The organism is Paraburkholderia sp. SARCC-3016, assembly GCF_031119615.1.
Lineage (GTDB): Bacteria > Pseudomonadota > Gammaproteobacteria > Burkholderiales > Burkholderiaceae > Paraburkholderia.
The window spans coordinates 156,115-181,908 of sequence record NZ_JAVHZD010000006.1; the positions used below are offsets into that span (position 1 = coordinate 156,115).

General features: G+C 65.1%; 22 protein-coding genes. 13 read left to right on the forward strand and 9 right to left on the reverse strand.

All coding sequences use genetic code 11. The features are described from left to right. The first annotated feature begins 89 nt into the window (after positions 1-89). Positions 90-971 (forward strand): AraC family transcriptional regulator, encoded by an 882-nt coding sequence (locus tag QYH69_RS08405; RefSeq protein ID WP_308831427.1) that lies wholly within the window; start codon positions 90-92, stop codon positions 969-971. 85 nt (positions 972-1,056) lie between these two features. On the opposite strand, the gene QYH69_RS08410 is transcribed toward QYH69_RS08405, so the two are convergent. Then, positions 1,057-1,950, reverse strand: coding sequence for an alpha/beta hydrolase (locus QYH69_RS08410; protein WP_308831428.1), 894 nt, complete (start codon positions 1,948-1,950; stop codon positions 1,057-1,059). Further along, positions 1,943-2,857, reverse strand: coding sequence for a cytochrome c oxidase assembly protein (locus QYH69_RS08415; RefSeq protein WP_308831429.1), 915 nt, complete (start codon positions 2,855-2,857; stop codon positions 1,943-1,945). Before QYH69_RS08415 ends, QYH69_RS08410 begins: the two co-directional genes overlap by 8 nt. 182 nt (positions 2,858-3,039) lie before the next feature. Between QYH69_RS08415 and QYH69_RS08420 the strand changes: the two genes are divergently transcribed. The 8 genes from QYH69_RS08420 to QYH69_RS08455 all read left to right on the forward strand — a co-directional run bounded on the left by QYH69_RS08420 (position 3,040) and on the right by QYH69_RS08455 (position 9,432). After that, positions 3,040-3,924, forward strand: coding sequence for a DUF3348 family protein (locus tag QYH69_RS08420; RefSeq protein WP_308831430.1), 885 nt, complete (start codon positions 3,040-3,042; stop codon positions 3,922-3,924). A gap of 46 nt (positions 3,925-3,970) precedes the next feature. Beyond that, positions 3,971-6,256 (forward strand): DUF802 domain-containing protein, encoded by a 2,286-nt coding sequence (locus tag QYH69_RS08425; protein WP_308831431.1) that lies wholly within the window; start codon positions 3,971-3,973, stop codon positions 6,254-6,256. Further along, the gene (locus QYH69_RS08430; protein ID WP_308831432.1) at positions 6,253-6,897 is read left to right on the forward strand and encodes an OmpA family protein; all 645 of its coding nucleotides are present in this window, start codon (positions 6,253-6,255) and stop codon (positions 6,895-6,897) included. Before QYH69_RS08425 ends, QYH69_RS08430 begins: the two co-directional genes overlap by 4 nt. Positions 6,898-6,930: 33 nt before the next feature. Next, positions 6,931-7,707 (forward strand): DUF2894 domain-containing protein, encoded by a 777-nt coding sequence (locus tag QYH69_RS08435; RefSeq protein WP_308831433.1) that lies wholly within the window; start codon positions 6,931-6,933, stop codon positions 7,705-7,707. A 125-nt stretch (positions 7,708-7,832) separates the two neighbouring features. After that, positions 7,833-8,120 carry a DUF4148 domain-containing protein gene (locus QYH69_RS08440; RefSeq protein WP_308831434.1) on the forward strand — a complete coding sequence of 96 codons (288 nt, stop codon included), beginning with the start codon at positions 7,833-7,835 and terminating at the stop codon, positions 8,118-8,120. A gap of 286 nt (positions 8,121-8,406) precedes the next feature. After that, a complete protein-coding gene (locus tag QYH69_RS08445; RefSeq protein WP_308831435.1) occupies positions 8,407-8,676 on the forward strand; it encodes a CsbD family protein in 270 nt (89 codons plus the stop codon). Positions 8,677-8,764: 88 nt separating this feature from the next. Beyond that, entirely contained in the window at positions 8,765-9,139 is a 375-nt protein-coding gene (locus tag QYH69_RS08450; protein ID WP_308831436.1) for a phage holin family protein, read from the forward strand. Continuing rightward, positions 9,136-9,432 carry a hypothetical protein gene (locus tag QYH69_RS08455; protein ID WP_308831437.1) on the forward strand — a complete coding sequence of 99 codons (297 nt, stop codon included), beginning with the start codon at positions 9,136-9,138 and terminating at the stop codon, positions 9,430-9,432. Before QYH69_RS08450 ends, QYH69_RS08455 begins: the two co-directional genes overlap by 4 nt. 53 nt (positions 9,433-9,485) lie before the next feature. Here the strand turns inward: QYH69_RS08455 and QYH69_RS08460 are convergent, their stop codons facing one another. Continuing rightward, positions 9,486-11,603: an EAL domain-containing protein gene (locus QYH69_RS08460; RefSeq protein WP_308831438.1), complete on the reverse strand. Its 2,118-nt coding sequence runs from the start codon at positions 11,601-11,603 to the stop codon at positions 9,486-9,488. A gap of 87 nt (positions 11,604-11,690) precedes the next feature. After that, positions 11,691-12,548 (reverse strand): flagellar motor stator protein MotA, encoded by an 858-nt coding sequence (gene motA / locus QYH69_RS08465; RefSeq protein WP_308831439.1) that lies wholly within the window; start codon positions 12,546-12,548, stop codon positions 11,691-11,693. A gap of 253 nt (positions 12,549-12,801) precedes the next feature. On the opposite strand from motA, the gene motB reads away from it, so the two are divergent. Continuing rightward, positions 12,802-13,776 carry a flagellar motor protein MotB gene (motB, locus tag QYH69_RS08470; RefSeq protein WP_308831440.1) on the forward strand — a complete coding sequence of 325 codons (975 nt, stop codon included), beginning with the start codon at positions 12,802-12,804 and terminating at the stop codon, positions 13,774-13,776. Positions 13,777-13,871: 95 nt separating this feature from the next. Here the strand turns inward: motB and QYH69_RS08475 are convergent, their stop codons facing one another. After that, positions 13,872-14,468, reverse strand: coding sequence for a GNAT family N-acetyltransferase (locus tag QYH69_RS08475; RefSeq protein ID WP_308831441.1), 597 nt, complete (start codon positions 14,466-14,468; stop codon positions 13,872-13,874). A gap of 357 nt (positions 14,469-14,825) precedes the next feature. Between QYH69_RS08475 and QYH69_RS08480 the strand changes: the two genes are divergently transcribed. Further along, entirely contained in the window at positions 14,826-20,357 is a 5,532-nt protein-coding gene (locus QYH69_RS08480) for an AAA family ATPase (protein ID WP_308831442.1), read from the forward strand. A gap of 4 nt (positions 20,358-20,361) precedes the next feature. On the opposite strand, the gene QYH69_RS08485 is transcribed toward QYH69_RS08480, so the two are convergent. Genes QYH69_RS08485 through tauA form a run of 4 tightly spaced genes read right to left on the reverse strand, consistent with a single transcriptional unit; the run spans position 20,362 to position 23,339 of the window. Beyond that, complete coding sequence (locus tag QYH69_RS08485) at positions 20,362-20,568, reverse strand: hypothetical protein (RefSeq protein WP_308831443.1); 207 nt, start codon at positions 20,566-20,568, stop codon at positions 20,362-20,364. A 15-nt stretch (positions 20,569-20,583) separates the two neighbouring features. After that, positions 20,584-21,504: an ABC transporter permease subunit gene (locus tag QYH69_RS08490; RefSeq protein WP_308831444.1), complete on the reverse strand. Its 921-nt coding sequence runs from the start codon at positions 21,502-21,504 to the stop codon at positions 20,584-20,586. Then, a complete protein-coding gene (locus QYH69_RS08495) occupies positions 21,497-22,312 on the reverse strand; it encodes a taurine ABC transporter ATP-binding protein (RefSeq protein ID WP_308831445.1) in 816 nt (271 codons plus the stop codon). The genes QYH69_RS08490 and QYH69_RS08495 overlap by 8 nt, the downstream gene beginning before the upstream one ends. A gap of 46 nt (positions 22,313-22,358) precedes the next feature. Next, on the reverse strand, positions 22,359-23,339 hold the full coding sequence (gene tauA, locus QYH69_RS08500) for a taurine ABC transporter substrate-binding protein (RefSeq protein WP_308831500.1): 981 nt from the start codon (positions 23,337-23,339) through the stop codon (positions 22,359-22,361). A 340-nt stretch (positions 23,340-23,679) separates the two neighbouring features. Here tauA and QYH69_RS08505 point away from each other — a divergent pair, with 340 nt between their 5' ends. Both QYH69_RS08505 and QYH69_RS08510 read left to right on the forward strand, forming a co-directional pair. After that, on the forward strand, positions 23,680-25,230 hold the full coding sequence (locus tag QYH69_RS08505; protein ID WP_308831446.1) for a PLP-dependent aminotransferase family protein: 1,551 nt from the start codon (positions 23,680-23,682) through the stop codon (positions 25,228-25,230). Positions 25,231-25,372: 142 nt separating this feature from the next. Beyond that, a complete protein-coding gene (locus tag QYH69_RS08510; RefSeq protein ID WP_308831447.1) occupies positions 25,373-25,777 on the forward strand; it encodes a nuclear transport factor 2 family protein in 405 nt (134 codons plus the stop codon). Positions 25,778-25,794 lie beyond the last annotated feature (17 nt).

Here is a 25,794-nt window from a genome sequence, read left to right on the forward strand (position 1 = left end):
CTCCAGCACGGAAAAAGCGCCGCCGAACCCTCGAAGCGGGCTTTTGCCTATCATTGAACGACAGTCATGCTTTGAAACCGGAACGTTCGATGTCGGATTCCCGATCGGCGCCGCACGCGCGAGCGAAGCGGCCCGCCGCCGCGCCCAGCAGGGCGACGGCCGTCAAGTTATGGCGCGCGCCCGACGTGCTCGACGCGATGATGCTCAAAGGCGAGTTCGTCGGGCACCGCTACCCGCCGCATGCGCACGATACGCACTGTCTCGTGCTGATCACGAGCGGCAGCGTGGTCGTCGATATCGCCGGGCACGTCGATACGCTGCGGCGCGGCGATATCGTCGCGCTCGATGCGGACACGATGCATGCGGCGCATGCGGGCGAATCGGGAAGCTGGAAAATGCGCGCCGCCTATTTTTTGCCCGACGATCTCGCGGCCTATACGGGATCGATCGGCTTGCCCGTGCGTTCGAGACTCGACGTGCGCGCGGCGGTGATTCGCGACGCGCCGCTCGCGCAATCGGTCTATGGCGTGAACTGGTGCTCGGAAGTCAACGACGATCCGTTCAAGCGCAGCGAAACGCTTGCGTTCGCGATCGGCCATATGCTTTCGGTTCATGCGGCGCATCGTACGGCACTGCCGTCGCCGCGCGTCGAACCGCGCGTCATCCGTTCGGTGAAAGAGCAACTGCAGTCGGATCTTGCCGGCAGATTCACGCTCGCGTCGCTCGCCGCCGATCATGCATTGACGCCCTTCGTGCTGCTGCGCGCCTTTATTCGCAGCGTGGGTTTGAGCCCGCACGCGTACCAGCAGCAGGCACGCATACGCTACGCGCAGAAAAGGCTGAAGCAGGGCGCCGCGATCGCACTGGTTGCACGGGAGGCCGGCTACGCGGATCAGGCGCATTTCACGCGTGTATTCAAGCAATACACGGGCGTCACGCCCAAATCGTTTCAGATCGTGCTAACTGGCTAGCACGGCGAGGTTAGCTCAGGAAGGTGAGCCCGCGAGGTGAGCCCGCGAGGAGCCCATGACGGTTCGCCTGGATCTGAACCGAATCTCAGCCTGCCCAGGCATTGACGTCGAGCACCGCAGCCGCGAACGGTTCGGGCGCTTCCTGCGGCAGGTTATGTCCCACGCCCGGCACGATGCGGTTCTCATGGCGCCCGGTGAAGCGTTTGAGGCCCGCTTCCCTGCCGCCTAACGGCCTCACGCCATCGGCGTCTCCGTCGAGCGTGACCGAAGGCACCGTAATCGCCGGCGAGGCCGCAAGGCGGCGTTCGATTTCCGAGAATTGCGGATCGCCGTCGACGAGTCCGTAACGATGCCGATAAGAATGGATGACGACCTCGACGAAATCGGGATTGTCGAAGGCGACTGCGCTGCGCATGTAGGTGGCGTCGTCGAAGCGCCAGGTCGGCGACCACAACGACCATAGAAGCCGGCAGAAATCGGCCCGGTGTTTCGTGAGTCCGGCGCGGCCGCGCTCGCTGTGGAAATAATACTGGTACCACAGCCGATGTTCCTTGTCGGGTGTGTCCGGCTGCATCGCCGTCGCGATATTCTGGATGTTGTAGCCGTTGACCGAAACGAGCCCGCGCACGCGGGACGGATACAGCGCAGCCACGACGCAGGCGGCGCGGCCGCCCCAATCGTATCCGCCGAGCACGGCCTTGTCGATGCGCAGCGCGTCGAGCAGCGCCAGCAGATCCGCGCCGAGCGCGGCCTGCTCGCCCGAGCGCACGGTGGCCGGCGAAAGAAAACGCGTCGGCCCGTAGCCGCGCAGATACGGCACGATCACGCGCGCGCCCCGCGCGACGAGGCGCGGCGTCACTTCATCGTACGCGTGAATGTCGTATGGAAAGCCATGCAGCAGGATGGCCGGCCATCCATCGGCGTGGCCCTGTTCCTCGTAGGCGATGTCGAGCAGGTTCGTGGCGATGTGCTTAAGCATGATGCTGTCCCGAAGAGGAAGCGCCTGGTTGGGCCGCCGCCGGCGCGGCAGGCGGCGCGGCACGGCGCCCGCCGCGCGGCCTCGCGGATCTGGCCGCGGCGGCGCGCGGCGATGCCGACAGACGCATCAGATTGCGCAGCGCCATCATCGCGCCGATCGCTTCGAGTACGCCCGCGGGCACCCACATGATGAGACCGCCGAGACTCTGGTCGAGCGAAGCCGGCAGCGACGTGAAGGCGCGGCCGCACAACGTGAAGATCGGATAGAGATCCTGCGACGAGAACGTAATGATCGCGCCGACCAGAATTTGCGGCGTCATCGTGATCACGGGCGACAGCACGCGCAAGCCCGGGCGCGTACGGCTCGGCGGAGACGGCCGATGATCGAGCAGCATCCACCAGTAAAGCAGACCGCTGACCGCCACCGACCAGTTCATCAAGCGGTAGAGGCGCCAGTCGAGCATGGCCACGAACTGGACCGACGGAATCAGCCAGAACACGACCGACACGACGAATGCGACTGAAATGAAGGTGGGGTTCAAGACGACCGCCGCGGCGATGCGCGCCGGCCGCGTGCGCTGCCAGCGTCGCAGCGCGGCGCGCCAGCGCAGCGGCAATCCGGCGCGCAGCGCGCCGCACGGATAAGCGGCCATCATGATCAGCGGCGCGAGGTGATGCAGCACGAGGTGCTGCAGACGATGCACGAAGAACTGATGCTCGGCGTAGTAATCGAGCCGCGTGTGCAGCGCGACATAGAACAGCGCGAGGCCAAGCCAGAACGCCGCCTGGCGCACGACGCTCACACGGATGCGGCGCGCGCCGCGTGCGAACAGGATCGCGGCCGCCGCGAACACGACGACAAGGCTGAGCGAAGGCTCCCAGGGATCGAACAGGCTCAGCAAGGACATGGCGGAAGGCACAGAAAGAAAAGAAAGGAACGCACGCGTTTGCGCGGCGTGAGGTCGATGGTAGCAGGAGGCAACGATGCGCGAATGCGAAGTTCGTTCGCGTTCTGCGCGTCGTTGGCCACGAATCGACCGGCTTGCCGCCGCCGCCGTGTAAACTATGCGGTTTTTTGCGCGAGGAAATCGTGCAGCTTCCGCAGCGCATGCCCTACGGCGGCGCGCCGCTCGTCCGCGTGCTGGCACGTATGACGCAGACCGGCGTCCCCGCTTCCGATGTCTCGTTGCTCGACCGGCTCAGCCAATGGCTTGGCTGGACGGACGCCATTGCGCTGTCCAGCGCGCTCGACGCCGCCGCGCCCGCATCCGCATCGGCATCCGTCGCGGCCGCGCCGGTCCCGGGCGGCGACGCGACGGCGGCCACGCTCGAGGCGGCGTGGTGCGCGCGCACGCGCGCCACGTTGACCGACGCGATCGAATCGATCGAATCGACGATCGATGCGCACGACGCTGGGCGCGGCGGTTCGGATGCATGGCGCGGTGGTCCCGCGACGTCCGGACGCGGCGTTACGACGCACCCGCGGGAGCGGTTGCCCACGCGCGCGCAGCCTCGGGCAAACCTCGAATCACACGCTCGGGCCGATGCCGAGGCCGTCGACTTCGCCTGGTTTCGTCAGGTTTATCACACGCAGCAGCAGTCGATGGAACACGCCATCGGCGAATTGCGCGGCCGGCTGCGCACGATGCTGGCCACGCGCAGCGAGCGCCACGCGCGCCTCGCGCTCGTCGATGCGACGATGGAGCGCGCGCTCGCCGCGCGCGAGCGCGGCGTGCTCGCCGCCGTGCCGGCGCTGCTCGAAACGTATTTCAAGCGGCTGCGCGACACGGCGCATGCGGAGCAGGCGGCCGCAACTCAGGCTGCAACACAGGCCGCAACACAGGCCGCAACACAGGCGGCCAGCGCGTTCTGGCTCGACACGTTCCGCGCGGACATGCGCGCACTGCTGCTCGCGGAACTCGACGTTCGTTTCCAACCGGTCGAAGGGCTGCTCGCCGCGCTTCGCGCCAGTTGATGCAGATACCTTCGCAGACACCTTCGACGGACACCTTCGGAGCACCATGTTCAGATACCGAATCCATCTCGCCGTCTTCGTGGTCGGCCTTGCCGCCGTGCTGTGGGTCGCCATCGGCTATGCGGCCACGAATCCGCTCGCGCTCGTCGTCGCGCTGCTGATCGGCGCGTGCTACGTCACGGGCGCGCTCGAGCTATATCGCTATCAGCAGGCCACGGACACCTTGATCGCAGCCGTCGCTGAACTCGATGCGACGCCGCCGCATCTCGGCGCGTGGCTCGAGCGTCTGCATCCGAGCCTGCGCGGCGCGGTGCGGCTGCGCGTCGAAGGCGAGCGCGCGGGCCTGCCGGGCCCGGCGCTGACGCCGTATCTGGTCGGCCTGCTCGTGCTGCTCGGCATGCTCGGCACGTTGCTCGGCATGGCCGCGACCTTGCGCGGCACCGGCGCCGCGCTCGATTCCGCGACCGATCTGCAAGCGGTGCGCGCGTCGCTGGCGGCACCGGTGCGCGGCCTCGGTTTCGCGTTCGGCACGTCGATCGCGGGCGTGGCCACTTCGGCCATGCTCGGCCTGCTGTCGGCGCTATGCCGCCGCGAGCGCATCAAGGTCGCGCAGCAACTCGACGCGAAGACCGCGACCGTGCTGCACGTCTTTTCGCCCGCGCATCAACGCGAGGAAACGTTCCGGCTCATGCAGCGCCAGGCCGAGGCGATGCCCGCGCTGCTCGACGATCTGCACACGCTGATGGGCGCGCTCGAACAGCACAGCGCTACGACCAGCGAGCGGCAACTGGCGAGCCAGCAGCAGTTCCATGCGAAGACCGAACTGGTGTACGCGCGGCTCGCTAATTCGGTCGAGCAGTCGCTGCGGCAGAGTGTCGGCGAGCATGCGCGCGCAGTCGGCGCGGCGATCCAGCCCGTCGTCGAGACGACGCTCGCGAGCCTCGCGCGCGACACGACGGCGCTGCACGAACGTGCGGCGCAAGCCACGCAGCAGCAGATGGAAGGCCTGTCGCGCGGCTTTGCGTCGACCGCCGAACAGGTTGCCGGCACATGGACCGGCGCGCTCGACGCGCAACGCGCCTCGAACGAGGCGCTTGCCGAGCGCATGAGCGCGACGCTCGAACGCTTCGCCGCGAACGCCGATACGCGCGCTGCGAAACTGCTCGACGATGTCGCCTCGCAACTCGCCGCGTCGGCGGCAAGGCTTTCGCAGAGCTGGAGCGGCGCACTCGCGCAGCACGCGCAAACGCACGACACTCTCGCCGTACGTCACGAAGCCGCGATGAAGGCGGTTTCGCAGAGCTGGAGCGACGCGCTCGCGCAGCACGTGCAGACGCACGACGCGCTGGCGAGACGTCATGAAGCGGCGACGACGGCGGCTTTGCAGACATGGAACGACGCGCTCGCGGAACACGCGCGAATGCACGATGCGCTCGCCACGCGTCACGAAACGGCCATGAACGCGGCCACCGCGACCTTCGAGACGGCAACCGTTGCCGCTGCAGAGCGAATCGAGTCGCATGCGGCGTCGCTCGTCGAACGTGTCGATGCCTCGCATGCCGCATTGCAGGCGCAGTTCGCCGCCGCCGACGAAAAACGCCTTGCCGCGTGGGCGGCCTCGCTCGAGACGACGGCCTCGGCGCTGTCGCGCGAATGGGCCGAGGCCGGCACGCAGCATGCGGCGCGCCAGAAGCAGATCTGCGACACGCTTGCCGCCACCGCGCACGAGATTGCCGAGCGCGCGCAGGCGCAAGCGCGCGGCACGCTCGACGAGATCGCGCGGCTCGTGAGCGCGGCGTCGGAAGCACCGAAGGCCGCCGCCGATGTGATCGGGGAGTTGCGCAAAAGCCTGTCGGAAAGCATGGTCCGCGACACGGCGATGCTCGAGGAACGCACGCGTCTGCTGCAAACGCTCGAGACGCTGCTCGACGCCGTCAATCACGCGTCGACGGAACAGCGCGCGGCCATCGACGGGCTCGTGTCGAGCTCGGCGGCGCTGCTCGAGCGTGTCGGCGAGCAGTTCTCGGGCACGGTGGAAACCGAGGCGCACAAGCTCGATATCGCCGCCGCGCAGGTCGCGACCAGCGCGATCGAAATGGCGAGCATGGGCGATGCGTTCGGCACGGCCGTTGCGTCGTTCGGCGAAGCGAACGGCAAGCTCATGACGCATCTCGAGCGCATCGAGCGTGCGCTCGACCAGTCGCGCGCGCGTAGCGACGAACAGCTCGCGTACTACGTCGCGCAGGCGCGCGAAGTGATCGATCTGAGCGTGATGTCGCAGAAGCAGATCATGGAAGACCTGCAGCATCTGGCCGGAGCGCGCGCGTCATGAGCGAGGAGATCGATGTCGGCGTCGAGCCGGGCGCGCCGATCTGGGCCGCGTTCGGCGATCTGATGTCGGTGCTCGTCGGCGCGTTCGTGCTGATTCTCGTCAGCGTGATCGGCGTGCAGTTCGAACTGGCGAGCCGGCTCGAAAAGGAGGTGCAGCAGCACAAGGCCGACGCGCAACGGCGTCAGGCGCTCGAACAGGCGCTTTCGGCGCCGCTCGCGGCGGGACGCGTGACGCTCGTCAACGGGCGTATCGGCATCAGCGGCAATCTGCTGTTCGCGCTGAACTCGGACCAGTTGCAGCCGCAGGGGCGCGAGTTGCTGAAGTCGCTCGCGGTGCCGCTCGCCGCGTATCTGCATCTGAACGACGAGATCCTGATGGTGAGCGGCTTTGCAGACGACCAGCACGTGCGTGCGGGCAACCGCCGTTTCGCCGACAACTGGGAACTGTCGGCGCAGCGCGCATTGACGGTGACGCGGGCACTGATCGACGACGGCGTGCCGGCGAAGTCGGTATTCGCGGCGGCGTTCGGCTCCGAGCAGCCGGTCGGTTCGAATGCGGATGCCGAGGGCCGCGCGAAGAACCGCCGCGTCGAGATCGCGCCGGTGCCGCGCCAGGCGGCGAGCAACGGCAAGCCGCAATGATGCCGATGCGTGACCTGCAAATGGGTGAGTGCCATGAGTGACGTTCGCGACACCGCGCCGCTGCCTCGTACTGTGTCGAACGACGCAGCCTGTGTCGATGCGCGGGCGATGCTCGACGGATGGCGCGCAGCGGGCGACGATCGCGTCGATCCGCTGCGCTTTGCGGCGATCGATGCGCTTGCGCGGCGCATCGCGAAGCTGTCGCCGTCGGCAGACGGTGAATGGCGGCGATTGCTCGACGCACGGCTTGCGGCGCTGGTCGCGGCGTACGCGGAGGAGGTTGGGAGCCGGCGCGAAGTCGTCGAAGCGCAACGCGAGGCATCGAAACAAGCGGCGCAAGCGGCGCAATCAGAACCAGATTCGAAACGAAAGGCGCAAGCGGAACCAACAGCGCGATCGGGCCACGCCAACCCGCATCACGACACCTCGCTTGCAGCTTTGACCGCTTTCCTGAACGGACGCCCGGGTCGCGCCGATGCGCTTTCCGACTCGCTGCTGTATTTTCAAACGATGTGGTCGAAGCTCAGTGCGGGCCGGCAGTTGCGCCAGTCGCTCGCGCAGGTGCCCGGTAACGCCGGGCCGCTCAATTCGAACCGCCTCATGTATCGTGCGCTGTCGCTGATGAACGAGTTGTCGCCTGAATACCTCCGACAGTTTCTGTCGTATGCGCAAACGCTGTCGGCGCTCGGCGACCTCATCGGCGGCGGCAGCGCAAGCGCCGCCGAGGAGCCGGGCGCGGAAAGCGAGCCGCGCAGCAGGCACGCGAAAGGCGCGAAGCCGGCGCTCAGGCGCAAGTCGAAGTCCAACTGAAGGCGCTGCAGCGGGCGGGCGCACCAGCGTCGGGCCGGAAGACCAACCCCCGCTGTTTGCGCAACCGCGGAATTTGCGCGATCTTCTGAACGTCGAAAACGGTATCGATCCGCCGGAGGTGTGCGATGAAATCGTCGATTGTTTTATCAGGCGCCATTGCCATACTGCTCGCGTGGCCATTGGCGGCGCCGGCGCAATCGGACCACGGTCTGACGCGCGCCGAGGTCTTGCATGAACTGATTCAGGTCGAACAGGCCGGCTATCGCCCCGGCTGGGGCGACAACACGAACTACCCCGACAACATCCAGGCGGCCCTTGCTCGCATTGCCGCGCAGCAGGGCGCGGCAACGCCGCACGACGGCGGCGGTTCGCCGGCCGGCGGCGCCGCACCGGCGGCTCCTTATCGCCCATGACCGTCGCGTGGCCATGCGGCCGTGCACGGAGCGGGCACTCGCCTGCGCTTGAGTGCCCTGAATTCTTCCGTCGGATTGTTGGCCTGTTCGCGAAGCCGCGCACCGGTTGCTTGTGCATGCGGCACACGTAAGCCTTACAAAGTACGCGTGTTGCGCCGATGAAATCGTGCGTTTACGCCGTGGCGCAGAACTTGCGCGGGCATGCATGCCGGTGAAGCAAACCCCGTTTTCCGCGCGCTTTTTCGCGCGGTCGAATACCGGCCCACCCACGACGAGGAGAGCACTGATGGAAACGACGAAGGCTGAAGGCGCCGTCCGCGAAGCGGTCGGCAACGTGCAGGAGACGGTCGGCAACGTGATCGGCGACGCGGGCGAGCAACTGTCGGGCAAGGCTAAAGCATTGTGCGGAAAGTCACAGCAGCTGTATGCGGACGCGGTGGAGGTCGCGCGCGATTCGATGGTCGAAAAGCCGATGGCGACACTGGCAATCGCAGCCGCAGCGGGTTTCGCGCTTGGCGTGCTGTGGTCATGGAACCGCGGCGACCCGGATCGCTAACGGCGCGGCGCACCGCGTCGATCGCACGCCCACGGGCGTCTGCGATCGCGCGGTGCGGCAGCAGTTCACGCAGTGATGGAGCACGGCCATGTCGATCCATTCCAGAGTGACGCAGTGGGGTAATGTGAGCCGCTTTTGCGTCGAGCGTCTTGGCGATTACAGCGAGCTGCTGTCGATCGAGGCGTCGCGAATGCGTACGCGGCTCATGCGCGAAGTGATCGCGCTGGTCGCGCTCGCGGTGGCCGGGCTGTTCACGCTGTCGTTCGTCTGCATTGCGATTATCGCCACGTTCTGGGCGACGCCTTATTTCATTCATGTCGTGTGGGCGGTCGCCGGCTCATGGCTTTTGCTGTCTATCTGCGCGCTCGTCATGTTTCGCCTGCAGCGGCCCGTGTGGTCGCTCGACTCGTTGCAGGAAGAGATTCGCAGCGATCTGAACACCGTCAAGGAGGCACTCAAATGACGACGATCCACGACGATGCGTCGCGAATCGCGTTGCGCGCGCGCATGGCGGAATCGCGCGCCGAACTGCTCGCCGCACGCGATGCGGCGAAGCTTGCCGAGGCGCGTCGCCAGCCCGTTTTCACCGTCTCGAATGCGCGCGCGCTTGCGGTCAGCGCGCCGCATGTGACACTCGTTGCGGCGATTCTTGCCGGCGCGCTCGTGCTCGGGCCGCGGCGCATCGCGACCGTGGTCGTGCGCAATGGGCTGATCGGATGGATCGCGAAGACGGTGCGGCGCATGGCGGGTCGATAGCGCGGCCTGGCAACGCGTAGCGATCGCCTATCACGCCGCTCTGGCCGTTGGTACTACGCTTCGCACAGCAGCGCGGCCACGTCGCGCGCGCTCATCGCCTTGCCGAAATGGTATCCCTGCCCGTATTCGCAGCCTTTGGCGCGCAACCTGTGCAACGCCTCGCGCGTCTCGATGCCTTCGGCAACGGCCGGCATGCCGAGGCTGTGCGCGAGGCTCAGAATCGCATCGACGATCTTCTCGCTCTCGTTATCGCGCTGCATCGACAGCACGAACGATTTGTCGATCTTTACCTTGTCGAACTTCAGTTCGCGCAGGTGGTAAAGGCTCGAGTAGCCGGTACCGAAATCGTCGAGCGAAACCTTGATGCCGGCATGCTGGAAGTCCGCCAGTATCGTTTTGGCGATCCCGATGTCGCCGGCCAGCGCGGTCTCGGTAATTTCGAGCTCGAGCCGCGACGGCACAAATCGTTCTTCGGCCAGAATGGGCAGCAGCTGTGCGGGCAGGCACCGGTCGTTCAGCTGCGTCGGCGAGATGTTCAGCGATAGCCTGATCGCGGTGTCCGGCCACGCGCTTGCATCGCGGCACGCGCGCCGCAACATCGCTGCGGTGAGCTCGGAAATCAGGCCGAGATTTTCGGCGATCGGCACGAACACATCGGGCACGACATCGCCGCGCACGGGATGATGCCAGCGAGCGAGAATCTCGAAGCCGTACAGCGCGCCCGTCTGCATATCGACGAGGGGCTGGTAATGCGGGTGGATCTGGCCGTCGCAGAGCGCGCGCCTGAGGTCGATCTCGAGCCGCGCCTGTTCACGAAGTTCGCGATCCATGCTCTCTTCGAAGAAGCGGCTTGTGCCCTTGCCCTCGCGCTTCGCGCGATACATCGCGATATCGGCGGCACGCAGCAGCGTCTCCGGGTCGCGGCCGTCGTTCGGTAATGCGGCAATGCCGATGCTCGCGCCGACTTCCACATACAGTTGGCTGTCCGCAATGAACACCGGCTTGCGGATCGCCGCCAGCAGGCGGTTGGCGAGCTGCATCGCCGCGTCCGCGTAGGCAAGTGGGTCGGTTTGCGCGACGATCGCGAATTCGTCGCCGCCGAGGCGCGCGATCGTATCGCCTTTGCGGACCACGTCCTCGAGCCGGCGCGCGATCTCGCACAGTACGAAGTCGCCGGCGGCGTGGCCTTGCAGGTCGTTGACCGGCTTGAAGCGGTCGAGGTCGATCACGAGTACAAGATAAGCCTCCGGCGCATGCGCGACATGGTCGACCGCCTTTTGCAACTCCGCGGCGAGCACACGCCGGTTCGGCAACCCGGTCAGCGGGTCGTGCCGCGCGAGCTGCCGGGCGTGCGTCTCGGCTGCCGTCAGTGCGCGGTGTGCCGCTTCGAGGGCTTGGGCATTGGCGCGGAACACATCGAACGCGTTGGCCATTTCGCCGATCTCGTCGTTGCGCTCGAGTGCCGGCATGGGCACGTTTCGATCGCCCGCGGCGAGCCTCGAAAGCGAACGGGTGATCGTGCCGAGCGGGAATGCGATGTCGATATGCACGCGCGCGACGAGCCAGATCGCAAGCAGGATTGCCGCGACAACGGTGATCACGAGCACGCCGATCGCATGGTCGACGAGCCGGTCCACCGAGGCCGCCCGCGCGTGCGACGTCACGCGGTTCGCTTCGATCAGGCGATCCGAGAGCGCTTCGGCATCCTGATAGCGCGCCTGCAGCGCGCCGTTCATGCCGGCGGGCGCGTCGATGTCGCCGTCGACATCGGCTGCGATCCACGCATCGTGCGCGGCGAAATAGCGCGCGAGCGCGTGGCGCAGCGGCACGATGTTCGTTTCGCCGTCGTTGCGCATCAGTGCGGCGTAATGCGACAGCTGAGCGAGAATCGCACGCCGGTGCCCGGCCGCGAGCGCTTCGGCGCGCAGGCGCATATCGGCGCTACGCGCGAGCGCGCGATATCCCTCGGCTACTCTGAATTCCTCGAGGCTGTCGCCGAGCTCGTCGATCGTTTGCGTGGCCGCCAGCCATTTGTTGTCGATCTCCTCGGTGATCCCGTCGACGACCGTCAGGATCAGCGCCGAAACGACGGCGAGAAAGATCAGAAGACCGCATAGCGCGCAAACGAGGAGCGTGAGCCGCGCGCGGATCGAATTTCTGAACAGCTTCATGGCAGATGTCGGCATGCGGTTTCTACCGCAGGTCAGCGCTGGAAAGCATCACCCCGGTGCAGCAGCTGAAAACGGGGCAGCGTCGGCTCAGGCCGACTTCGGCATTTTCGTTGCGCGCACCGCGTCGTCGAGTTCCTGGAAGCTCGGCCGGTCCGTCGTGAACAGCACCTTTCTACCGAACTCCACGGCAATCGGCGGCGCGTAGCCGTTCAGCGACGCGAGCAGCACTGCTTTGACGCACTGGAACGGCTTGGCCTGCGCGCGCGCCTTCGCGTGGAGCAGATCGGCAAGCGGACCGATGAAGCCGTACGCGAGCAGGATGCCAAGAAACGTTCCGACGAGCGCGGCCGCGATCATTTCACCGAGCACGGCCGGCGGTGCGCCGACCGAGCCCATCGTGTGTAAGTCGGATCGTAGCCATGTCGTTCTGTGAGCCAAGGAGTTGGTAGAATGTTTTGTCTTCCTAAGACCGCTTGGCCTCCGACTTGTGTCGAGCTCTTCGTCCATCAGATCCTGCATTTCGAGCACGTTGACATTGCCGCCCGACATCATGCGCAGATAGTCGACGATAAAGACGAGCAGGTGATGGTCTTCCAGCACGTGCGAATACTTCTGGAAAAGCGGGCTTTGCCCGGGCGCGTCGACGTCCGCCTCGAGCGCCATCATTCCTTCCTTGCGCGCTTTCTGCAGCAGTTCGTAGAGCAGTGCGATCAGTTCGAGATACTGCGCCTTCGTATAGCGGCCGCCCTTGAAGCACGACGGCAGGCTCTTCAGGGTTTTCACGAGTGTTGTCGCCGGGTTGCCGACCACGAACGCGCCGATCGCCGCGCCGAATATACAGAGCAGCTCGAACGGTTGTATCAGCGCCGGTAGATGCCCGCCCACTCCGACGAAGCTCCCGATCACGGAGCCGACTACGACGATCCAGCCAATTGCGACGAACATCTGTTTTCTCCAGGCCGACTATCCGGTGATATCTGCATCACTAACTTTGTTAACGGAATGTGACTTCGCGACTGAAGGGTATTTGATTCACTTTTTTCGCATCATTCCTGTCCCTTTAATCGCGCACCAGAAGGACGCGAAGCGCTTTCATCAGAGCAGGCAGCGCGCGACCTGATTGAATTTTTAAGGGGCACTATTCATTCCGCGCCCGGTGCTGCCGTCATACGGTGCAAACAGGACGGAGGCAACCGCAATGGCTCAAAACCAGAAACCGGAGCGCTCGTCGGCGGGCGCGGCGACATCGATCATCGTGCGGCGCACGAAGAGAGGCGCGCATGATGCGCATCACGGCGGGGCGTGGAAGATCGCGTATGCGGACTTCGTCACGGCGATGATGGCCTTCTTCCTGCTGATGTGGCTGCTCGGCTCGACCTCGAAGTTCGACCGCGAGGGCATTCAGGATTACTTCAACACGCCGCTGTCGAGCATGCTGGGCGGCAAATCGGGCAACGGCAGCGCGGCCTCGAGCGTGGTCGAAGGCGGCGGTCGCGATCTGTCGAGCACGCGTGCCGGCAGCGGCACGCCGATGCGGCAAACCGCGGCGCCGGCCTCGATCAGTGCCGAAGCGGCCGAGGCCAACCGGCTGTCGCAACTGAAGCAGCGGCTTTCCGCGCTGATCGAACAGAAGCCGGAACTGAAAGCGTTCAAGGATCAGATCCGCATGTCGATCACGAACGAGGGTTTGCGCATCGAAGTGGTCGATTCGCTCAAGCGTCCGATGTTCGCTACCGGCAGCGCGAAGCTCGAAGACTACGCGGCCGAGATCCTGCTGCAGATCGGCAGCGCGCTCAACGAGGTCGACAACCGGCTGTCGATCGCCGGCCACACCGATGCGGTGCCGTATTCGGGCGGCCCTGCCGGGTATTCGAACTGGGAGCTGTCGAGCGAACGCGCGAACGCCGCGCGGCGCGCGCTCGGCGCCGGCCATCTCGACGAAAAACGTTTGTTGCAGGTACGCGGCCTCGCCGACGTGCTGCCGCTCGAACGCGGCGTCGCCGATGCGCCGATCAATCGACGTATCAGCATCCTTGTGATGAACAAGGCGGCCGAGCGCGCGTTCTTCAACGAAGCGGTCGCGTCAGCGCCCGCGGGCGGTGCGGGCGCCGCCGACGCCGGCCTTTCGGCAGGGGCCGACAAGCCGGCTGTGATCGGCGTGCGCGTGCCGTAAGCGCGCAACTGAGCGGGCAACCGCGCGGGCAACTGAGCGGGCAACTGAGCGCGCAACGTTCGTCGAATGCGCGCGCACGATGACGAACGACGGCCTCAGGCGGATGCATGTTTGCGCGGGTCGCGCCACATGGTCCAGACACGAGGACCATCGCGCAGGCTCAGTTCGGTTCGGATGCCAAAGCCATGGCGCTCGTAGAACGCGAGATTCGCGTCCGATGCCGCTTCGAGATATGCGCCCGCGCCTGTTTCGTCGCAGACCGCAAGTTCCCGCTCGAGCAGCTTCGTGCCGATGCCGCGCCCTTGACGCGGCGGGTCGACGCCGAGCACGCCCAGGTACCAGTAATTGCCGCGCGGCGGCGCCGCGCTTTCGAGCGCGGACATCACGGTCAGCGCCCGTGCGGACTGCCGGCCGAAGGTGCACACGATGGCAGGCAACAGACGCAGATTCTGCAGCGCCGACAACGGATAACGCCTCGGCGGAAGCCATAGCGCCGCGGCATTGAGCGTATCGGCCGTCACGACCATGCCGAGCGTCGTGAAGACGTTCAGATAGATCCGGTACACGCGTTCGAGGCGCGCGAGGCGCGTGCTTTCGTCGGGCAGCACATAGGCGGCGATCGGGTCGCGCTCGAACGCGCGAGCCAGCATTCGCCTCAAGGTCCGGTCGACTTCGGTAGCTGGGAAGGTCATCGGCTTTCGCGCTGCGTTGGGTTTTTCGTCAAGCAAAGCAGCATGCTACGGCCTGATACATGACGATCATCCTCAAAAAGGGAACCGGGCTTTCCAAAAACGAAACAGCGAACGCATGGCGCGCAATGATCAGAAGTTTAATGCCGGTTCAATTGCCGTTTGGTCGCGGCCCCGACCGCTTGAGAAAGCAGCTTTCGTGCTCTGGAAAGCCAGCATGTCATGGGGCTTGCAGCTGTGGCAGACTAGCTTTCACCACGGTCCGCGCGATCGCGATCGTGTCCCCGCCGACTCAATACGTGCGCTACATCGCACATCGGCGCCGACAAAGGCAATCCGATCTGATAGCGAACAGTTCAGATGTCCTTCCGGTTCGGCATGCTCGAAGATGGCGAGTCCCAGCTGTTGTGGGGCGACGGCGAATTGGCTCTGTGCCGGATGTGGTGCCGGCAGCACAGCGGCGCGCGCGTCGCGTTGCTGGCGGTCGGGCCCACGGCCGAACACCCGACGCCGGCGAGCCTCGAGCGGCTCGCGCACGAACATAGCCTCAGGGACGAGCTCGATTGCGCGTGGGCCGCGCGTCCGCTCGAACTCGTTCGGGAACGAGGCAGAACGCTCCTGCTGCTCGAAGACACAGGCGGGGAGCCGCTCGTGCGGCTGCTCGCGGCGCCGCTTCCGGTGGAGCGCTTTCTGCGTCTGGCGATCGCGATCGTCGCGGCGCTCGGCAAGGTTCATCAACGGGGTCTCGTCCATAAGGACCTGAAGCCGTCCAACGTGCTCGTTAGCGCGAATGGCGAAGCGCGGCTCACGGGCTTCGGCATCGCGTCGCGCCTGCCGCGCGAGCGCCAGGCGCCCGAGCCGCCCGAGACGATCGCCGGTACGCTTGCCTATATGGCCCCGGAACAGACGGGCCGCATGAACCGCTCGATCGATGCGCGCAGCGATCTCTATGCGCTCGGCGTCGTGTTCTATCAGATGCTGACGGGCTCCTTGCCGTTTGCCGCGGACGATCCGATCGAGTGGGTGCATTGCCATATCGCGCGCAAGCCGGTGCCGCCGCACGAAAGAATCGCGGGCATGCCGCGCGCGCTCTCGTCCATCGTCATGAAGCTGCTGGCGAAGACCGTCGAGGAGCGCTATCAGACGGCGGGCGGCGTCGAGCGCGACTTGCGGCGCTGTCTCGCGCAATGGGAAGTGCGGCATTCGATCGAACCTTTCGCGCCCGGCGAATTCGATACGCCGGACAGGCTCGTGATTCCCGAAAAGCTCTATGGACGCGCGCATGAAATCGACGTGCTGCTCGGCGCATTTCATCGCGTCGTCGACGGCGGCGCGCCCGAACTCGTGCTGGTTACCGGATATTCCGGCATCGGCAAATCGTCGGTCGTCAACGAGCTGCACAAAGTGCTCGTGCCGCCGCGCGGCCTGTTCGCATCGGGCAAGTTCGACCAGTACCGGCGCGACATTCCATACTCGACGCTCGCGCAGGCGTTTCAGGGACTCGTGCGGCCGCTGCTCGTGAAATCCGACGCGGAGCTGGCCGAATGGCGCGAGGCGCTGTGCGACGCGTTAGGGCCGAACGCGCAATTGATGATCGACGTCGTGCCCGAGCTCGAACTCATTATCGGCGAGCAGCCGCCGGTGCCGGAAATCGCGCCTCAAGACGCGCAACGCCGCTTTCAGCTCGCGTTCAGGCGCTTCGTCGGCGTATTCGCGCGGCCCGAGCACCCGCTCGCGCTGTTCCTCGACGACCTGCAATGGCTCGATGCGGCCACGCTCGACTGGCTCGACGATCTGCTCACGCGCTCCGACCTGCGCCATCTGCTGCTGATCGGTGCGTATCGCGACAACGAAGTCGACGCGGGTCATCCTCTGCGCAGGAAACTCGACGCGATCCGACACGCAGGCGCGAAGATCGACGAACTGAAGCTCGCGCCGCTCGCGCGCGAACACCTGTCGCAACTGGTCGCCGATGCTTTGCGCTGTGAGCCGCAATGCGCCGATCCGCTCGCGCATCTCGTGCATACGAAGACAGCCGGCAATCCTTTTTTTGCGCGGCAGTTCATCGCGGAACTCGCCGACGAAGGCCTGCTCCGCTTTGCGCACGATGTGTCGCGCTGGCGCTGGGATCTCGATTCGATCGATGCGAAGGGCTATACCGATAACGTCGTCGATCTGATGGTCGGCAAGCTCGTGCGTTTGCCGTTGCGCACGCGCACCGCGATGCAGCAGCTTGCCTGTATCGGCAATGCCGCCGATATCCGCTTGCTTGCCGTTGCGCTCGGCAGCACGGAGGAACGTGTGCATGCCGATCTGTCCGATGCGCTGCGCCTTGAACTCGTCGAGCGGCTATCGGGCGTTTACCGCTTTGCGCACGATCGCGTGCAGGAAGCGGCCTATCTGCTGATTCCCGAAGCTTCGCGTGCCGCGGCGCATCTGCAGATCGGCAGGATGCTCGCCGCGCATACGCCGCCGGCGCGGCGCGACGATGCGATCTTCGAAATCGTCAATCAGCTGAACCAGGGTGCGCCGCTGATCACGACCGACGAAGAGCGCGAGCGCGTGGCCAGCCTCGATCTGATGGCGGGCAAGCGCGCGAAGGCGTCGTCGGCTTATGTATCGGCGCTCAGTTATTTCGCGGCGGGCCGCGCGCTGTTGCCCGCGCAAAGCGGCGAGACGCACTACGAACTCGTGTTCGCGCTCGACCTTCAGCGCGCCGAATGCGAACTGATCACGGGCGACGCCGCGGCCGAAGCCAGCCTGTCGCTGCTTGCGACTCGCGCGAACAATCTGACCGATCTCGCCGCGGTAGCGAGCCTGCGCGAGATTCTCTACACGATGCGCAACCAGTTCGACGAGAGCGTGCAGGTGGCGTCGGACTATATGCGCAGCGTCGGTGCACCGTGGCCATCCGCGGTGACATGGCAAGACGTTCTCGCGGAATACGACGCGATGCGCAAGCGCCTCGACGCGCAGCCGTTCGATCGGCTGGCCGCGCTGCCGCCGATGTCCGACCCTGCGGCGAAGGCGATTGTCGAGGTGCTGACCGAGATCGTGCCGGCCGCGTACTTCACCGATATGAACCTGTGCTGCCTCGTGGTGTGCCGTATCGCGAACCTCAGCTTCCAGCACGGCAACAGCAACGGTTCGGTCTACGCGTATTCGTTGCTCGGGTTTTTCCTGCGCACATTGTTCGGCGATCACGACGTTGCGTTCGGTTTCGGCAAGCTCGCGCTCGAGCTTGCCACGAGACCCGGTTTAAGCCGCTTCAAGGCGCGCTGCTTCAATAATTTTGCCTACAGCATCAATCCGTGGACGAACCATATTCGCAGCGGGCGCGAGCTGCTGCAGCAAGCGCTCAATGCAGCGGAGGAGGCGGGCGACCTGAGCTTCGCGGCCTATATCCACTTTTCGTTGATGACCGACCTCATCGCGTCGGGCGATCCGCTCGATCAGGTGCACGAAGAGGGCAAGCGGGGCTTCGATTATGCGTCGAAGACGCGGTTCGGGCTGATCGTCGACGTGATGACGGGCCATCTGCTGTTTATCCGTACGATGCGCGGCCTCACGCCGCGCTTTGGAACGTTCGATGACGCGCAGTTCGACGAAGCCCGGTTCGAGCAGCATCTGGAAGCGACTCCGGGGCTGGCGAACCCGAGTTGCATTTACTGGATTCGCAAGCTGCAAGCGCGCTTTTTCGCCGGCGACGATGCCGCAGCCGTTGCGGCTGCGTCGAAAGCGGCGCCGCTGCTATGGACGTCGCCTGCTTCTTTCGAGCAGGCCGAATACCACTTCTATGCGGCGCTCGCGCATGCCGCCTCATGCGATTTCTCGAGCGCGCGCGAGCGTCGCGGCGAAATGGAAGCGATCGCCGGCCACTATGGTCTGATCGCGCGATGGGCCGAGAAATGTCCGGCCAATCTCGAGAATCGCGCCGCCTTGATCGCGGCGGAAATCGCGCGGATAGAAGGCCGCGAAAGCGACGCGATGCACTTGTACGAACGTGCGATCCGCTCGTCGCGCGAGTATGGCTTTGTGCAGAACGAAGCGCTCGCCAACGAGTTGGCCGCGCGCTTTTATCTCGCACGCGGCTTCGACAGGATCGGCCGCGCCTATCTGCGCGATGCGCGATACGGCTACTTTCGCTGGGGTGCCGACGGCAAGGTCCGGCAACTCGACGAGTCGTACCCGGAACTCGCCGGCGAAGCGGCGCATGGAGTCGCGGCGGCGGCGACGATCGGCGCGCCCGTCGATTATCTGGATCTCGCCACGGTGATCAAGGTGTCGCAAGCGGTGTCGGGCGAGATCGTGCTGGAAAAGATGCTCGACGTACTGATGCGTTCGGCGATCGAGCAGGCCGGCGCCGAGCGCGGGCTGCTCGTGGTGTTGCATGGCAGCGAGGCGCGCATCGCCGCCGAGGCGTCGGTCGGCGAGCATGCGGTGGTGGTCGAGATCGGCGATGGCGTCGCGCATGCGTCGGACCTGCCGCAATCGGTGCTTCACTACGCGCTGCATTCACGCGATTGCGTCATACTCGACGATGCGTCCGCGGAGAACTTCTTTTCGGCGGACCCCTATATTCGCGAGCGGCAGTCGCGCTCGATTCTTTGTCTGCCGCTGCTTGCGCGAGCGAAGCTGATCGGCGTGCTGTATCTGGAGAACCATCTCGCGCCGCGCGTTTTCGCGCCCGCGCGCGTCGCGGTGCTCAAGCTGCTTGCGTCGCAGTCGGCGATCGCGCTCGAAAATGCACGCCTGTACGCCGATCTGGCCGAACGTGAAGGCAAGATCCGCCGGCTGGTCGACGCGAATATCGTGGGCATCGTCATCTTCGCGCTCGAAGGCGTCATTCTCGAAGCGAACGATGCATTTCTGCGTATCGTCCGGTACGACCGCGACGATCTCGTTTCGGGGCGTCTGAGCTGGATGGATCTCACGCCGCCCGACTGGCTCGAGCGCGACCGCCGCCTGTGGGTGCCCATGTTGCGCGCAACGGGCATGCTGCAGCCGATCGAAAAAGAGTACTTGCGCAAGGACGGCAGCCGCGTGCCGGTGCTGATCGGCGTCGCGATGTTCGAAGAGGACGGCAGTCGCGGCGTGGCGTTCGTGCTCGACCTCAGCGAGCGGCGGCAAGCCGAGCAGAATGCACGCGAAATGCAGCGCGAACTCGAGCATGCGAATCGCGTGACGACGATGGGGCAGCTTGCTGCGTCGATCAGCCATGAAATCAAGCAGCCGATCGCGTCGGCGGCCACCAACGCATCGGCCGGCCTGCGCTGGCTCGATCGCGTGCCGCCCGAGCTCGGCGAAGTGCGCGAGGTGCTCGAGCGCATCATTCAGGATGCGATGCGCGCGAGCGACGTGATGAACCGCATTCATGGTCTCGTCAGGAACGCGCCGACCTACAGGGAAACGCTGCGCATCAACGACACGATTCGCGAAGTCGTCGCGCTGACGCGCGGCGAGGCCGAGAAGGACGGCGTGTGCGTCGTGCTGCGGCTTGCCGAGGGATTGCCGCTCGTGACCGCCGATCGCGTGCAATTGCAGCAGGTGATGATGAACCTGATCGTCAACGCGATCGAGGCGATGAGCGCAGTCGACGTCCGGCGGCGCGAACTGACGATCAGCACGTGCAACGATGAGCCGCGCGCCGTGAGGGTCGCGGTCAGCGATTCGGGGCCGGGCGTGCCGTCGGCGAATACGGGCCGGCTGTTTGCGCCGTTCTATACGACCAAGGCGAGCGGGCTCGGCATGGGGCTTTCGATTTGCCGGTCGATCATCGAAGCGCATGGCGGCACGCTTGGCGTTAGCGCGAACGTGCCGCAAGGCGCGGTGTTCGAGTTTTCGGTTCCTGTGAGCGCAGCGGCGGCGGAAGACGGCGACCTGACCAACTGACCGGCTAGCGCGACCGCGAGACGATCGGACCTTCGCACGCGAGGTTGCTGCACAGCGAGCGGAATTCGACACCGTGCGCGCCGGCAACGGACTCGAAATCGAGCCAGCCGGCCAGTTGATCGCGATGCCAGGCAAGGGCGCGGCCGGTGCGCTCGTCGAGCTCGATCGCGATCGTACGGGCGCTGCGGTCCTTGAACAGATAGGCGTGCATCGGCTCAGGCCGCCTTCAGACTTTTCCTTTCCATGGCACGAGCACCTTCTCGACGTAGCGCATCAGCAGATCGAAACAGAGCGCAAAGAAGCCGATCACGATGATGCCCATGATCACCACGTCGCTCGACAGAAACTCCGCGGCGTTGAGCACCATAAAGCCGAGACCGCTTGTCGAGGCGACCATTTCGGCGGCCACCAGCGTCGTCCAGCCGACGCCGATGCCGATGCGCATGCCCGTGAAGATCTCGGGCAACGCGGCCTTGAGGATCACGTGGTACACGATCTGCGTGCGCGACGCGCCCATCGAGTACGCCGCATGAATCTGCTCGATCGATACCGAGCGCACGCCCGCGCGCGCCGCGATCGCGAGCGGCGCGAAGATGGCGAGGTAGATCAGCAGGATCTTCGAAAATTCGCCGATGCCGAACCAGATGATGATGAGCGGCAAATACGCGAGCGGCGGCAGCGGCCGGTAGAACTCGATCGGCGGATCGAACACGCCGCGCGCAAGACGCGTCACGCCCATCAGAATGCCGACCGGAATGGCCGTGACGCATGCGAGCAGAAACGCGCCGAACACGCGCAGCAGGCTGATGCCCGTGTGTTGCGCAAGCGTCGAGTTCGCGAAACCCTCGGTCGCGACATAAAGAAACTTCTGGTAGACAGCTTGCGGCGACGGTAAGAAGAGCGGCTTGATCCAGTGGAGATTGGTTGCGATAAACCACAAGCCGACGAACGCGATCACGGTGAGGAGGCTGATCGCGAAGCTGCTGCCTTGGCCCGGCACGCCGAACGACTCGCCCGGCTTGACGGGCTTCCTGGCGAGCACGCGCGAGCGGCGTACCGGTTTGCGCGGCGGCGGGACCGCGCTGTCGCGGCTGTCCGGTGCGGCGTGATCGTGCGTCAGCGTCTGTCCCAACTTCGAACTAAACATGCGTCACCTCGTTTTCGGCCTCATGCGTTTTCTCATCGCCGTAGATGATGCTGAGCACGCGCTCGCGCATCGCGATGAAGTCGGGACTCGATTTGATCGACCGCGCGTCGCGCGTTTCGAGAAAGCGTCGATTGAAATCGAGGTCGTACGTGTGCGTGATGCGGCCGGGCCGCGGCGACATCACGACGAGGCGACTCGCGAGAAAGAGCGCTTCTTCCACGCTATGCGTGATGAAGAAGAACATCTTGTTCGTCTGTCGCCAGACGTCGAGCAGCAATTCCTGAATTGTTTCGCGCGTCAGCGCGTCGAGCGCGGCCATCGGCTCGTCCATCAGCAGCATCGCGGGGTCGCAGGTGAGCGCACGCGCGATGCCCACGCGCTGCTGCATGCCGCCCGAGAGCTGATAGATCATGTGCTTGTGAAAGTCCTGCAAGCCGACCAGCGCGAGGTTGCGCACGGCGATTTCATGGCGCGTCGCTTTCGGCACGCCTTGCAGCTTGAGGCCGAACTCGGCGTTGTCGATCACGTTGAGCCACGGCAGCAGCGCGTGCTTCTGGAACACGACGCCGCGATCGGCACCCGGTCCGCAGATCTTTTCGCCGCCGAGCAGCAGCTCGCCTTGCGTCGGCGAGATGAAGCCCGCCATCAGCGAGAGCAGTGTCGTCTTGCCGCAGCCCGATGCGCCGAGCGCGACGACGAAGTCTCCCGAGTTGATCGTCAGGTTGATGTCATCGAGCGCCTGCACGGTCTGCCCGGCCGTGCGGCCCGGGAAGACCACGCTCACGTTCCTGACTCTCATGCTTTCCATATTGCCTCCTGATGTGCGGCAGCGGTCGGTACGCGATGTGCCGCGTTCACTTGAGCTTCATCGCGGCCTCGACATACGCCGGAGTCACGAATTTCGCGTAATCGGGCTGCACGGTGCCGATCTGATGCTGGTCCTTCAGAAAAGTCGACGTGTCTTTCAACGCGAATGCCGCGCGGCTTGCGTTGCCGCCGCCGAGCCACTGCTGCGAAGCCTGTTCGGCGAGCGTCGGGTACACGTAGAGCGACAGCGCCTCCGGCACGTCGGCGGGCGACCCGCCGACGGTCTTCGCGATCGCCGCGGCCTGCGGCGATTGCGCGTTCCAGGCCGACGGATTCTTGCGGTACTGCTCGTCCGCATCGGCGATCGCCTTCACGAATTTCGCCATGAAGTCCTTATGATCCTCGCCCCATTTGCGATCGACCGCAATCCCGTCGAACGTGGGTTTGCCGAGCTTCGACAGCTCGCCCGACGTAATCAGCACCTTGCCGCTTTTCTTCAGCTCCGCCAGGGCGGGATTCCACACATAAGCGGCATCGATGTCGCCGCGTTCCCAGGCGGCGACGATCTGATTCGGCTGCATATTGAGGATTTTCAGGCTCGACGGGTTGATGCCGAAGTGCTGCAGGGCAAACATCATGTGATAGTGCGTCGTCGAGACGAACGGCACGCCGACCGTCTTGCCTTTCAGATCCGCCGGCTTCGTGATATTCGCGCCGTTGCGCACGACGAGCGCCTCGGCTTCGTTGATGCCGTCGAGAATCCAGAAGAGCTGCAGGTCGACGCCCTGGCTCACGGCCGCGGCGAGCGGGCTCGAGCCGATCACGCCGACCTTGACGTCCCCGGAGGCCATCGCCGTCGCCACCTTGGCGCCCGATTCGAACTGCCGCCAGTTGATCTTGTAGCCGGTCGCTTTTTCGATCGAGCCGTTGGCAATCGCGACGACCCATGGGTCCACGATCTGCTGGTACGCGATCGTCACTTCCTTGTCTTCGGCGTACGATGCGTGAGCGGCGAGTCCCGCGAGCATCGCGACCGCGAGCCAGCGCACGAAATGGAACAGATTCCGTCGGCCTCGATGCGGTCGTTCGAAACCACTGCGGGAAAGCCGGGCAAGTAGGGCATTCATGGGCAGGTATCCTGATGGGTATGTTCGCGCGATAGCGGATTTCGCCCGCATCGACCGGGGTTGCCCCAATCGTTCGAAACGGATTGTTTCGAGTATCGTCATTAGTGATCGGCTCGAGTTAGTGCCAGACGGCGACGATCGTTGAGTCCACATTGAGCCTGCCGCAGGTTTCGTCCATGGGCTCTCCCACGGGTTTCCCACGGTTTTCGTGCACTCGCATGGTGCGCCATCAGGAGAAAACATGCCTAGCCGGGCCTCGTCGGTTCTTTGGACCCAGCGCTTCGAGCGTTCGCCCGAGCCGAACCTGAGTCTGCAGGCGCAGATCCGGCAGATGCTGGTCGCTTCCATCCTCGACGGCCAGCTGATGCCCGGGCATGCGCTGCCGTCGAGCCGCGAACTGGCCGACCAGCTTGGCGTCGCGCGCAACACGGTGGTGCTTGCGTATCAGCAGCTCGTCGAAGAAGGCTATCTGATCTCGCGCGAGCGCAGCGGCCATTTCGTGAATCCATCGATGCTCGAGGGGCAACACGACTTCGCGCGGTGGCGGCAAGCCGATGACGATGCGGCCACCGCGCAGCCGGCCGACCATGCCGACGCCGGCGCGCGTCCGGACTGGAGCCGGCGCGTGCCGCGGCCGCCTTCGATGCAACGCAACATCGTGAAACCGCGCAACTGGCAGAACTACACGTACCCGTTCATTTACGGGCAGTTCGACCAGACGCTGTTTCCGACCAACGACTGGCGCGAGTGCTGTATCAAGGCGCTGTCGGTCATGGAAATTCGCAACTGGGCGCCCGATCTGATCGAGCGCGACGACGAAGGCTTGATCCAGCAGATCTGCACGCGCGTATTGCCGCGCCGCGGCGTGTTTGCGAAGCCCGACGAGATTGTCGTGACGATCGGCGCGCAGCAGGCGCTGTACCTCGTGGCGGACCTGCTAGCGAACGAGGGCACGACGGTAGGCTTCGAAAACCCCGGTTATCCCGACGCGCGCAATATTTTTCTGACGCGCAATGCGCGGCTCCTGCCGCTCGCGGTGGACGGCGGCGTGCGCACCGACGAAGACCGCGACGTGCTCGCGCAATGCGACTACGTGTACGTGACGCCGAGCCACCAATGCCCGACTTCGGTGACGATGCCGATCGAGCGGCGCCGTGCGCTGCTGAAGCTCGCGCAGCTGCACGACTTCGTCGTGATCGAGGACGATTACGAAAGCGAGAACAACTTCACCGGTGCGCCGCATCCGGCGCTAAAGAGCCTCGATACGGCGGATCGCGTGATTTACATCGGCAGTCTGTCGAAGACCTTTGCGCCGGGGCTGCGCCTCGGCTACGTGGTGGGCCCGCGCGATCTGATCCGCGAACTGCGCGCGTTGCGGCGGCTCATGGTGCGTCATCCGGCGGCGCTGATCCAGCGTGCGTTCGCCAATTTTCTTGCGCTCGGGCATCACGATACGTTGCTGCGCAAACTGGCGCATGCGTACCGCGAACGCGCGCAGCTGCTGATGGCGGCGCTCGATGCGCATATGCCCGACGCGCGCTACGTGCCGGTCACGGGCGGTGCGTCGTGCTGGGTCGAAGGCCCGCCCGGGCTCGATGCGGCGCGCCTTGCCGCCGATGCGCAAGCGCGCAGCGTGCTGATCGAACCGGGCAATGTGTTCTTTATGGCGGGGATCGAGCAGCAACGGTGCTTCCGGATGGGCTTTTCGGCGATCAAGCCCGAGAAGATCGATGCGGGCGTCCAGGTGCTCGCGGAAGTCATGCGCGAGACCTGCGCATCGCAGGAGCACTGAACAGATTTTCGTTGCTGGCCCAGGCGAATCCGTCCAACTGGAACTACCGCCGCGCGCGCGCCTTACCTAACGTGTCGACAGTGCCATCGCACGCACCTCGCGACGCGGTGCGGCGGTGCAGCCATTCCACTGGAGACACGGTATGCCCGACACGCTCGATCGAGCGCCGGCCGTCACGGCCGACACGCTCGCCGCTTTTTCCGACGCCTTCAACCGCCACGACGCCGCTGCGCTGATGGACTTCATGACCGACGACTGCGTCTTCGACGCAGCGGGCGGAAACGAGGTGCACGGCACGCGTCATGTCGGCAAGGACGCCGTCCGTGCCGCCTTCGAAGCGGTCTTCAGAACATTTCCGGATGCGCATTGGGGACACGGCAGGCATTGGGTGGCGGGCCATCGCGGCGTTTCCGAATGGATATTCAGCGGCACGCATGCGCAAGGTTTTGGCATCGAGGCCGAAGGCTGCGACCTGTTCGAGTTTCGCGATGGACTGATCGCGGTGAAACGGGCCTTCCGCAAAGACCGTCCGCAACAGCCGGCCTGACGCATACGAGGAGAACG